9 protein-coding genes are annotated in these 12,097 nt (G+C 55.3%); 6 read left to right on the forward strand and 3 right to left on the reverse strand.

The window, feature by feature from the left end; all coding sequences use genetic code 11:
- Positions 1-13: 13 nt before the first annotated feature.
- Positions 14-664 (reverse strand): Crp/Fnr family transcriptional regulator, encoded by a 651-nt coding sequence (locus tag AC2IBB_RS23730; RefSeq protein WP_486329187.1) that lies wholly within the window; start codon positions 662-664, stop codon positions 14-16.
- A gap of 100 nt (positions 665-764) precedes the next feature.
- On the opposite strand from AC2IBB_RS23730, the gene AC2IBB_RS23735 reads away from it, so the two are divergent.
- From AC2IBB_RS23735 to AC2IBB_RS23745, 3 genes are all read left to right on the forward strand, one after another.
- Positions 765-2,774: a CHASE2 domain-containing protein gene (locus tag AC2IBB_RS23735; protein WP_486329188.1), complete on the forward strand. Its 2,010-nt coding sequence runs from the start codon at positions 765-767 to the stop codon at positions 2,772-2,774.
- Positions 2,775-3,107: 333 nt separating this feature from the next.
- Entirely contained in the window at positions 3,108-6,497 is a 3,390-nt protein-coding gene (locus tag AC2IBB_RS23740; RefSeq protein ID WP_486329189.1) for a FecR domain-containing protein, read from the forward strand.
- Positions 6,498-6,528: 31 nt separating this feature from the next.
- Positions 6,529-6,912 carry a hypothetical protein gene (locus tag AC2IBB_RS23745; protein WP_486329190.1) on the forward strand — a complete coding sequence of 128 codons (384 nt, stop codon included), beginning with the start codon at positions 6,529-6,531 and terminating at the stop codon, positions 6,910-6,912.
- A 49-nt stretch (positions 6,913-6,961) separates the two neighbouring features.
- On the opposite strand, the gene AC2IBB_RS23750 is transcribed toward AC2IBB_RS23745, so the two are convergent.
- Positions 6,962-8,227, reverse strand: a complete 1,266-nt coding sequence (locus tag AC2IBB_RS23750; RefSeq protein WP_486329191.1) for a uracil-xanthine permease family protein — start codon at positions 8,225-8,227, stop codon at positions 6,962-6,964.
- 203 nt (positions 8,228-8,430) lie between these two features.
- Between AC2IBB_RS23750 and AC2IBB_RS23755 the strand changes: the two genes are divergently transcribed.
- A complete protein-coding gene (locus AC2IBB_RS23755; protein WP_486329192.1) occupies positions 8,431-9,711 on the forward strand; it encodes a methyltransferase in 1,281 nt (426 codons plus the stop codon).
- 14 nt (positions 9,712-9,725) lie between these two features.
- Here the strand turns inward: AC2IBB_RS23755 and AC2IBB_RS23760 are convergent, their stop codons facing one another.
- Positions 9,726-9,962: a TIGR02647 family protein gene (locus tag AC2IBB_RS23760; RefSeq protein ID WP_011398411.1), complete on the reverse strand. Its 237-nt coding sequence runs from the start codon at positions 9,960-9,962 to the stop codon at positions 9,726-9,728.
- Between the two features lie 156 nt (positions 9,963-10,118).
- Between AC2IBB_RS23760 and AC2IBB_RS23765 the strand changes: the two genes are divergently transcribed.
- Both AC2IBB_RS23765 and AC2IBB_RS23770 read left to right on the forward strand, forming a co-directional pair.
- Positions 10,119-11,573: an AlkA N-terminal domain-containing protein gene (locus tag AC2IBB_RS23765; RefSeq protein WP_486329193.1), complete on the forward strand. Its 1,455-nt coding sequence runs from the start codon at positions 10,119-10,121 to the stop codon at positions 11,571-11,573.
- The gene (locus tag AC2IBB_RS23770; RefSeq protein WP_486329194.1) at positions 11,566-12,048 is read left to right on the forward strand and encodes a methylated-DNA--[protein]-cysteine S-methyltransferase; all 483 of its coding nucleotides are present in this window, start codon (positions 11,566-11,568) and stop codon (positions 12,046-12,048) included. Before AC2IBB_RS23765 ends, AC2IBB_RS23770 begins: the two co-directional genes overlap by 8 nt.
- Positions 12,049-12,097: the final 49 nt, after the last annotated feature.

A 12,097-nucleotide genomic window follows, 5' to 3' on the forward strand; every position in this document is an offset into this window, starting at 1 on the left:
TTCGCGCACCGGCTCAATAGTGGGCCGGCAGCGCGTCATTAATAACAATTTTCTTTTTTTCCACCTTGATGTATCCGCCTATTTCCAAGTCTTTCATTATGCGTGAGACCATTTCCCGGCTGGCGCCGACCCGGTTGGCGATCTCCTGTTGCGTCAGGGGTATCTCCGTAATCAGGCGATCGCCTTTGCGCTCCGACAACTGCAATAAGGTGCTGGCCACTCTGCCGTAGACATCCATTAAAGCCAGGTTTTTCACATTGTTGGTCAAGGCGCGCACGCGCTGGGTAAGGTGGATAATCAGGTTGTAAGCAAGATCGGGCGTCTGCCTGAACGCTTCCAGCAGGCTGGACTTGTTGAGCATCAAAAAGCGGCATGGCTCGGTGGCCATCACCGACGCCGAGCGCTCCTTGTCATCGAATAAGGCAAGTTCTCCAAAGTACTCGCCAGCTTTAAGGTCATTCAAAATGACCTCCTTGCCATTCTCATCACTGCAGAACACTCTAACGCGTCCCGAGACGATGATATAAAGGGAGTCGCTGTGGTCGCCTTCCGTGATGACAATGCTGTTTTTCTGGAAACATCGAAAAACAGCATGCTTTTCCAATTGCTGGAGTTGCTCAGCGTCGAACCCGGAGAAAAGTGGAATCTGCGATAAAAGACTCATACTGTATTAGCTCCGACATCATTTTTTCTTATTACGCCGTCCCCGGCTATGTTTTATATGTTACGCGCTAGTGAGTGATTTTTCCGTAAAAATTAATCAGATGTCCGAACAACGACTGCACCGCGCCCACCGCCAACAGGGCTTAAAACTGTGGCTGCCGCCCATGCTGCTGAGCCTGTTTATGGCCCTGTGGCTGATGACGCCAACCGGCCAGAGCGTCGAGGAAGGCTTTGGACTGGACACGTTGTTTCACCTGCGCGGCGAGCGTTCGCCCCCGCCCAACGTAGCAGTGATCGCCATTACGGAAAATACGGCGACGTATTTGCAGGCGCCGGCGCGTCTTACGGAGTGGCCGCGTTCGGTATATGCCGAACTGATAGATAAACTGGAGACGCAACACGCCGACCTGATCGTCTTTGATATCTATTTCAGAGAAGCCAGAGACTCCACCGCGGACGCGCGCTTCGCCGACGCCATAGCGCGCAGCGGAAAAGTAATGCTGTTCGCCCTCAGCATGCGCCGCATCACCAGCCTGGATGGCCATCGTATTGTGGCGGATAGCATCAGCGAACCATTACCTTCATTCGCGCACGCCGCCCTGACAACTGCGCCCTTTGCACTGCCCAAGGTTTCCTCCAAAATCAGCCGTTTTTGGCTGCAGCTGCAGGCCAATCCACCGCGCTGGGCGATGCCTGTTGCGGCGCTGTTGCAGCGCGCTCCCGACCGTGACAACGCCATCGCCCGTTTACAAGGACTGCGCCCGACGCAACTGTATAATTTTTACGGCCCGGCCCGCTCCATACCCACTGTTTTTATGGAGGACTTCCTCACTCGCCCCAACGAATACGCCGACTTATTACGCGACGCTACCGTCTTCGTCGGCTATGCAGCGGAATATCAGCCCGACCAGCGCGATGGCTTTTATACCCCCTTCACCCCGGAAACTGGCCTGGACATCAGTGGCGTAGAACTGGCGGCCACGGCTTACGCCAATCTCCTTGAGGACAGCTCCATCCGTTACCATCTCGGGGCATGGTTCGTCATCACATTGTTATACGCGGCGCTGGCGTTCATCCTGAGCAACGTCGCCTCGCCCGGACGCGGACTATTGCTGCTGGGACTGCTCGCGGCAGGCTATATGGCGATGACGCTCGCCCTGTTCGTTTACAGCTATTACTGGCTTCCCTGGATGACGCCGATTCTGGGGCTCACCCCTGCTGCGGCCTTACATGGGGTGTGGCGGCGCGTACAGACCATCGACTTGCAGAAGCGTCGCCTGGAGCTTGCTTTCGGTCGTTATATTCCTGCAAATGAGATCAAGCGTCTGGCCAGCCAGCCGGGACTGCCGCAACAGCAAAAATTATTCGGCGTGTGTCTCGCTACTGACGCAGCGGGATATACAGCGCTTTCCGAAAGCGTATCGCCGGAACGGCTAAGCCAGATTATGGACAGTTACTATCAGGCGGTGCTCACGCCGATTCGCCAGCATGGCGGCATCATCTCTGACGTAGCAGGAGATGGCGTGATCGCGCTTTGGCCGCATATCCCCACCGATAAGACCTGGACGATGATCGAGCCCGCACTTAAAGCTCTGCGCGCATCCATAGATCTGTTTAATCAACAGTATCCGGATACGCCGCTCCCCACCCGCATTGGTCTGCACGCCGGCGAGGTGGTGCTGGGCCATTTCGGCGCTTCCGATCACTTTGAATACCGGGCGATGGGCGATATCGTCAACACGACGTCGCGCATCGAAAACGCCAATAAATTATTGGGAACAGACACATTGATCAGCGAAGCCTGCGCTGACGTCCAATCCAGTTCACTGCGCACCCTGGGACGATTTCTACTGCAGGGCAAACAACAGCCAATCGCCCTGTTCAGCCTGATACAGGACAGTTGGAGCCATGAAAATGAAGTCGCGTTTCGACAAGCGCTGCGCTGCCTGGACCAGGGGGACATAACGCAGGCCCGGACCATTTTCTCGCGCTTGCACGAAAATAGCGCTGACTCCGTATGCAAATTTTATCTGCGCCAATGTGACGCAATATCTTCACAGTCAACATATAAAGGCCTGCCGGAGTTTGTTTGCCAACTCAGCAAGGCCTAGTCCATTTATATGAGTTTGTTGGAATTTTTCCACTGAATTACCGGCACTAATGCCTGGATTTATTGCTACAATCCTCTCAATATATCTACATGACTATGCAACACTTTCCGAAGTGTTGAATAAGCCATAAGACAGATAGACTCCTCGGAATCCGGATTTAATCCTTAGGGATAACTTCCAAACGATGGAGCCATATCGACGTATAAAACATAGTCATATATCTGGGCGGATATGAGCTAGCCGAAAGCTGTTTATTAAATCCGGCGCGTTGTCCTCACGTAGTTGTCAGCCTGAACATCAATAATAAATGCGGAACCCGTTAAGGAGTTCGCCGTGGGCTTATTACTGCGTGGCCAACTGCTGCGTCGCGCTTCAAGCGGAGCACTGCTGTCTCTCAGCCTGACTCTGTCCAGCGCAATCGCCGCCGCCCCTCCCTGTGCGGACTGGATGGGCAAAGTCATCGCCGTACAGGGGACATTGGAAAAATCACTTCCCCAACAATCCTGGGCGCCATTAGCGCCGGAACAATACCTCTGCCCCGGCGACTCGTTACGCACCGGCCAAGACAGCCGCGCCTCCATTTATCTGCGCAACCACACGTATATGCGCCTGAGCCAGAACGCCGTGATGCGCTTTCCCAAAAGCGACGCAAAAGAAAGCTTCTGGGTGCAGCTCAAGCAAGGCGTCGCCCACTTTCTCAGTCGTATCGTCAACCGTTTTGAAGTCGACACTCCCTACGTTAACGCCATGGTTGAAGGCACCGAGTTCGTAGTAGAAGCCATGGAAAACGGCTCCGTCACAGTTATCGAAGGCAAAGTGCTCGCCTTCACAGACACGGAGCGCTTAAGGCTGGTCCAGGGCGAACAGGCGCGTCACGACGCTGGAGCGGGGTTGCGCAGCCTGAAGGTCAATACGCAAGACACAGTGGCCTGGGCGATTTATTATCCTCCCGCAGCAATACTCACAGAACTCAGCGCCCTTGGCGACGCAACAGCAGCTTCTGCATTGACCGACGCCCAGGCGTTGACGGATCGCAACCGACTGGATGCGGCGCTACAAAGGCTACGCAAATTTCCCGGCGACGACCCGTCCGTCAAACTTGGACGCGCTGCTTTGCTATTGACTTCCGGTCAGCAGCCTGAAGCTGAAGTTATATTAGAATCCATGGGTGACGACAGCCCTGTCGGACACATCGCCCTCGCCATGCAGGCCTTACTCGCAGTAGTCAACAGCCATCCTCAGCAGGCGCTGCAACGGGCGCAGGAGGCCGTGACCCAGCGTGCCGACAGCCTGTCCGCTCAGCTTGCCCTTTCATACGCCTGGCAAGCCAACTTAAATCTGCCGGAAGCCATTGCCGCCGCTGAAAGGGCGACAGTGACGGCGCCGCACAGCGTTATCGCATGGACCCGCCTGGCTGAACTGCAACTCACCTCCGGCGCGTACCGCGAAGCCATTTATGCAGCCGATCGCGCCACGGAAATAGCGCCCACTCATCCTCAGGCGCAGATCGCCGCCGGGTTTATCGCCTTGTTCGAGCATAAACTGGCGGCCGCAGACACTCACTTCCAAATCGCGATCAAAAGTGACCCGAACATCCCTGATGCGTGGTTGGGCCTGGGCCTCGCCAAACTGCGACGCGGCGACCTGGAAGCTGGACGCAACGACCTTGAAGTCGCCATTAGCCTGTCTCCCAACAACGCCGTGTTGCGCAGCTATCTGGGTCGCGCCTATTTCGAGGAAAAGCGCAGCGATGACGCCAGTGAGCAGTGGTTGCTGGCGAAAGAGCGCGACCCGAATGACCCAACGCCGTACTTTTACGATGGCGTCAACAAGCTCTTCAGCAACGATCCTGTGGGGGCGATTGAACAGCTGGAACGCTCCAAACAATTGAACCGCAATCGCGCCGTCTACCGTTCAGACGGGCTTCTACAGAGCGACTCCGCCACCCGTAGCGCAGCGCTTGCTCGCGCATATGGACAGGCGGGCTTCGACCAAGCCGTATTACTGGAAGGCTGGGAAGCGCTCAAGCAAGACCCGACCAGCGCCGACGGCCACCGTTTGCTGGCGGACCGCTACCTGACGCAGCCGAATCATCAGGCCGCCCGCGTTTCCGAGTTGATGCAGGCGCAACTCTGGCAACCCATCACCGCTTATCCTTTGCAACCCCAGCTGTATGAGACGGGTCTGCCTGTCGTGGAAGGCCTTGGCCCCTCACGCAGCGGCGTCAATGAATATCACCCCTTGTTTCTACGAGATGGCGTTTACGCCCTGACCAACGGCTTTATCGGCAGTGACGACACCTGGGGAGAAGACATAGTCATCTCCGGTTTACACGGCCCATTGAGCGCCAGCTTCGGCCAATATCACTACGAAAGCGATGGTTTCCGCAACGGGCTGGATCAGGAACAGAATATCTACAACGGGCTTTTACAATGGCAGATTCACCCTTCCATCAGCATTCAGCTGGAAGCGCGGAAGGCTGAGAAGGAAGACCATCTATTTAAGCTGAAATCCATTGAGGCAGACGCAGAGCCCGAGGACCGGAGCGTCGACACGAAAACCTACCGAGTTGGCTTAGCCAGTCGCCTGGACAGTCGCAACAGCTTACTGTTTTCCGCAATTCGCCAGAAGTTTGAGGAAGAGCAGACGCTGACTGCCGCAGATACCCTTTCAGACCGTAAGCCGCGCACTTACGAAGTCCAGTATATCCATACCGCATCAGCCTTCTATGCTCAAATAGGCGCCGGCAAGGCTTCGATTGAAACGAAAACAAACATCCAGAGTTCTGATGGATATATCAATAACGACGACGACATAACCCACCGGAATATATATACCTACTTTGGAATCCAGCCAACAGAGTCGGTATTTCTATTGGTCGGCGCAGCCTACGATAACTTGCAGCTTGAACTAACACGCAACTCTTTCTTTGATCTTCCGTTTCCGTTACCAGATATCGATGTTAGCGATAGCGCCACCGACGAGATTAAACAATGGTCTCCCAAATTCGGCGTTGAATTCACACCAACGGAACAGCTTACTTTCCGGCTGGCGACATTTAGGTCCCTCAAGCGTGATATTGCCGCAGACCGCACCATCGAACCGGCGCAGATCTTAGGCTTCAACCAACTGTATGACGATCCAAACGGCTCAGACGTTAAGAGTTACGCCGCAGCGCTGGATTACAAACTTGATAACAAGTTTGGAGCGGGATTGGAGGCTATGCGGCGAACCGTGGATCTTCGCCCCAAACTACTTCAGAAAGAGCCTGAAAGGCCCCATCATGAATTTGAAACCTACAAGCTTTATTCCTTTGGCGCCCTTTCCGCTTCCGCCACCCTGGATATCGCCTATGAATATGAAGATCAGGACTTGGAAGACAGTCAGTTTGGCTCAGGGTCCATTTATCGGGTGCAGACCCATAGCCTTCCAATAGGCGTAACCCTTTACCCTTCCAAACGCCTTTCCACGAGAATAGAGAGCGTTTACACGGATCAAAAAGTAAAGGCCTCTTTCTCATCCTCTGACCAAAGAGATTTCGACGTCAATTTTTGGACCTTTAATGTCCGCCTGGATTACAAAATACCGAGACGACTCGGCGAGCTGCAATTTGGCGTTGATAATCTCTTCGATAAAAACAAAGAAGCTCTGAACAGTGAGTTGGACTATCCGAGATATTACCCGAAGAGATTTCTATACAGCCGCATACAGCTGTCTTTTTAAATAAAAAATGCAAAAAACCAAGGAGACGATAATGAGATTAATGAAGCTGCTGTCCACCATCGCTTTGGGGTCATCCCTTTCCCTTAGCGCCTGCGCCCATACTCCCGGAACGAAACCCAGCGAGGGTGATCCGAACTTTCCCAACCACCCGGATACCGGAGAAAGGCATGACCGTAAAAAAGTGGACAAGTACGCGTCATTCAGAATTACCATGACCAATGACGGCAGAATGGTCGTACTGAACGAAAACGGCGATGAAATGCGCCCTAACGCAAAGCTGCCTCTTAAAGTGAAGGCTCACTATATTGAGTCAGCTGAGTCCATGATGATTATGCGATATAGAGGCTCTCCAGAATATTATGTGCTGGAAGTGGGAGGCGATATCTATCATGTTCCCATTTCTCACAGCCACTGACAGTCTATTGATGAGGAGAGAGGGCGGCCAATGCCGCCATCTCTCTGTTTCAGATCATATCCTCAACCCGCTCAATATGTTCTTTGCGCCCAGCAGGCATGGGTAGAAGCACATTCAAGAGAATGGCGACAAAAGCGCAAAGTGAAATGCCTTTCAGGCCCAGCTCTCCATCGCCGATCACCATGCCGCCAATCCCAAACACCAGTGTGACGCCCACTATCACTAGATTTCGCGCCTCACTTAGATCCACCTGATGGCGAATCAGTGAATTCATTCCCACCGCAGCGATTGAGCCGAACAGCAAACAGAGTATGCCGCCCATCACAGGGACGGGGATCGTCTGCAGCGCCGCGCCGAATTTACCGATAAACGCCAGCGCAACAGCAATAAACGCCGCCCAGATCATGATTTTGGGGTTATAGTTTTTGGTCAGCATGACAGCGCCCGTCACCTCAGAGTAGGTCGTGTTGGGCGGCCCACCAAACGCCGCCGCGACCGAGGTGGCCACGCCATCGCCGAGTAACGTGCGATGCAACCCCGGCTTTTTCAGATAGTTTTTACCAGTGACAGAGCTGATCGCCAGAATGTCGCCGATATGCTCCACTGCCGGCGCCAATGCTACGGGGATCATGAACAGGATCGCCCCCCAACTGAACTCCGGCGCCACAAAAGCGGGCAATCCGAACCAGTCGGCATTGACCACTGGCGTCATATCCACCACGCCAAAAATCAACGACAGCGCGTACCCAAACGCCACGCCGCATAAAATCGGCAGCAGGCGCAGCAGCCCCTTGCCCATGACCGCCACAACCAACGTCAACGCCAGCGCGGGCAGAGAAATCATCAACGCCGTTTCATAGGGAACCAGTTGTAGATCGCCATTGCCGCTTTTACCCATCGCCATGTTCGCAGCCACCGGCGCCAGCCCTAAACCGATGGACATGATCACCGGTCCCACCACTACTGGCGGCAGCAAGCGGTCAAGAAACCCCGTTCCTCTGAATTTCACCACGGTGCTCAGCACCATGTATGTCAGACCCGCTGCAATCAGCCCTCCCATGGTGGCGGGCAAACCGAAAGTAGATTTCGCCGCCATGATCGGAGCGATAAATGCAAAGGAAGACGCCAAAAAAATGGGGACTTGGCCGCCGGTGATCAGGTGGAACAACAAAGTGCCCACGCCGGCGGTGAATAAGGCGACATTGGGATCGAGACCGGTAATGAGGGGCATCAACACCAGGGCGCCGAATGCGACAAACAGCATCTGCGCGCCAGCCAGTGTTTGTTTCCATAGCGGATCGGTCGTACTCATCATGGATATTTTCCTACCTGAAAAAGCGAGTGTGATTTTGGGCTCAAGCAAAACCCGTGCAATATAACGAAAGGCGTACGCAAGGTCACGACGAACCGCCCTTCCAACAAGGACTTTGCCGTTATCAGACATTCACATTTCACTTGCCAAAAACCGAATTCAATATAAAATCGGCGCACCTTTCAACTGGTCATTTATCATCCAACATGTCAGCTGTTGTTCCGCTGCATCCTGACGCCGTTTCTGAGCGGGGCGATCTGGATCTACTTCAACGCTTCCAGTCCCTCGACGCCCTGCTCGCCGAGCATGACTATTTCTGGAAGCCGCGCCCCTTTGAAGCCCTCCTTCCGGTTTGGCGTCATAGGCATCCAGAACTCTATGGCACTGTCAGCGCCCTGCCCGATACAGTCGTCGAATCCTGCTCCACCGAGCCTGACCAGTTTCTCGCCATCGCCCAACCTTTTCTGCCCTGGCTGCAAGCGGTAGCGCGGGCCTGTGAGTTAGTCGCAGCGCCAAACCGACCTCTGACGTTTTCACCTTTTGACGCCTTGCATGCGCCCGGACGCAAATGGCGTCAGGTCACAGCCTTCGCCGCCGCCCTTCCCCCACTGAGCGGGCGCGTCCACGACTGGTGTTCAGGCAAAGGCCACCTCGCACGAGCCGTCGCAGGCGCCAATGAGGCCGAACTTCTTTGCTTTGAACTGGACGCACAACTATGTGAAAGCGGACAGGCATTGGCGGACAAACAACAATTGCCGATCTGTTATATTCGACGGGATTTGCTACAGCCATTCGATTCCCGCAAGGAAGAGTATCGCGGCGGATGGCGTCTAGGACTGCACGCCTGTGGGCAGTTGCACGTCAACCTGTTACGCGCCGCTGCGGACAGTGCGGCGGACGGCGTCGCCATCGCGCCGTGCTGCTATCACAAACTCTGTCTCGGCGAGCAGTATCAGCCGCTCTCCGCAGCCGCCTGTCAGGCCAGACTATCCTTGTCCTTGAAAGACGTATCCCTTGCGGTGCAGGAAACGGTGACCGCTTCAGCGAAAGAGCGCGCGCAGCGAGAGAAAGAAAGCCAATGGCGTTTGGGATTCGACGCATTACAACGTCAGTTACGCAATAAAGACGAATACCTGCCCACGCCGTCGCTTCCCAAAACAATGCTGAATGGCGACTTTACCGCCTTCTGCGCATGGGCCGCGCGGGAAAAACAACTCACTCTGCCCAAAGATATCGACTACGCCCAGTTCGCAGCAGCCGGCCGCTCCCGTTATCGCGAAGTGCGCAGAGTTGAACTAGTGAGACATCTGTTTCGCCGCCCCCTGGAAATCTGGCTGGCGCTGGATCGCGCCCTGTTTCTACAAGAGCGGGGCTATGAAGTGACAATGCGGGAATTTTGTAGTCGCGAGATAACGCCGAGGAATATATTGCTTATGGGGCGCCTGCAGAAGGACTCCCCTAATGAAGCGGGACTCAGCATCTGCTGAGCCCCTCAATAGGCTCAAACCGGCTTTAATATCGTCAGCAAGGCCTGGGCGTGTTCCGCCGCGTCGTGGCCGAGGCTGGTAAGGTAGCCGCCGTCCGCCTGGGTAATCAGCCCTTTCGCATGCAGCCTTTTCGCCGCCGTCACCATTTTCTGCCCTGCAGTCTGGTGCACTTTCAACCCTTCCTGGGTCGTGGTGAGATTGTATTTAGCGAGGATCTCGATTTCATCAATCAGCTCGGGCGTGTAGGCCATATAAGCTCCTGGTTATTATTCAGCGCAATTGCAGGGACCGGCTTTCCGGATAATACAACGAACTGCCTGGAGTGAAAAACGGTCTGTCGGGAATGAAAAAACAACAGTTCCGAAAATGGCGAGACAGGCTTCGTATTGAGGACTAGCATAGCCTCTATGATGACAAACGCCAACCTCGACCACGACACCTGTTACAACGCTCTGATCAGCAGAGACCACCGCTTTGACGGCTGCTTTTTCGTCGGCGTCACCAGCACTGGCGTATACTGTCGCCCAGTATGCGCGGTACGCAAACCGAAAAAGGAAAATACGCTGTTTTTTCGTAGTGCAGCGGCGGCGGAAAACGGCGGCTTTCGCCCCTGCCTGAAATGCCGGCCGGAACTGGCCCCCGGACTGGCGGCAGTGGACAGCAAACGCCAACTCGCCCGCGCCGCCGCCAACCTGATTGAACAAGGTTTTCTGCGCGGCCGCTCTTTAGCCCAGTTGGCTGCACGGATCGGCGTCAGCGACCGCTACTTGCGCGACCTGTTTCAGGGCGAATTCGGCGTATCGCCCATTCAGTACTCGCAAACACACCGCCTGTTACTGGCCAAGCAGTTATTGACGGAAAGCGACCTGTCGATGACTGAAGTGGCGATGGCGGCGGGATTCAACAGCACGCGCCGCTTTAATGCCCTGTTTCAAAAGCACTACAGCCTTATTCCATCCAAGGTACGGCGACGTTCTCCCCAATCGCAACCAGATATGATCAGCTTTGAGATGCCCTATCGTCCGCCATATGCCTGGGACGCCCTGCTCCGCTTTCTTAGCGCCAGAACCATCGCTGGCGTGGACGCAGTCATCAATGACCGCTATCGGCGGATTATCAGGGTAGAAGCGGGAGAAGAGTCCGCCGCGGGCTGGTTTGAAGCCAGCCATGAAGCAGACGCCGCTCGCATCAGGATTCGCCTGGATAGCGCACTGAGTCGCCACATCGGCTATCTCATCAATCGTTTGCGCGCCTTCTTTGATGTCTCCTGCGTCCCTCAGGAGATCAATAAAGTTCTGGGACCGCTGGCGCAGAGTGAGCCCGGCCTAAGGCTCCCTGGCGGCATGGACGGATTTGAAATCGCTGTACGCGCCATTCTCGGACAGCAGATCACTGTCGCAGCAGCGCGAACGTTACTGGCCAGATTGGTGGAGAAGTTCGGCGTCCCCACAGACGCCCCATTCCCCGAGATCCACCGCGCCTTTCCCAGCGCCGCGACACTGGTTGACCTGCCCGTAGAGGAACTGGCCTCTCTCGGCATTATCCGAACGCGGGTGCGCGCCATTCAGGAAATCGCCGCGGCGATGCTGCGGGGCGAATTGACATTGAGCCCCGCTGCGAATGTGGAGCAGGAAATTCAGCGCCTGCACGCCATTCCGGGTATTGGCGACTGGACAGCCCAGTACATCGCCATGCGCGCCATGTCCTGGCCTGACGCCTTCCCCGCGTCGGATGTCGGCGTACGCAAAGCCCTTGACGGCGTAGACGCCAAGCAGGCCGTACAAAGGGCGGAAGAGTGGCGGCCCTGGCGAGGCTACGCCGTCATGCATTTATGGAGAAGTTTGGAGACACCCCATGATTGACTATATCGATATCGATTCGCCGTTAGGCCACATTCGTCTGGCGGCCCAGAATGAGGCGCTCACTGGCTGCTATTTCGATGGCCAAAAGTATTACCCTGAGCTAACGCCGGAGTGGCGACGCACCCCCGACAGCCCAGTGCTAAAAGAAACCGCACGGCAGCTTACCCTCTATTTCGCAGGTCAACTACAGTGTTTCGACTTACCGCTTGCGCCGCAAGGCACTGCATTTCAACAGGAGGTATGGAGTGCGCTGTCCGATATCGAGTCGGGGCGCCTATCCACCTATCAACAGGTCGCCAACTTTCTCGGTCGCCCTCGCGCCACGCGCGCGGTCGGGGCTGCGGTAGGACGTAATCCCATCTCCGTCATCATTCCCTGCCACCGGGTCGTTGGGGTCAATGGCTCTCTGACCGGTTATGCTGGCGGTCTGAACAGAAAACAAGCACTTTTGGAGCTGGAAAAAGCGCCACTCTAAAGCGCTCCAATAAGCAGATATTTCCACCTATATCATTGGCTTACAAAAG

The organism is Hahella sp. NS-SX17, from assembly GCF_057367735.1.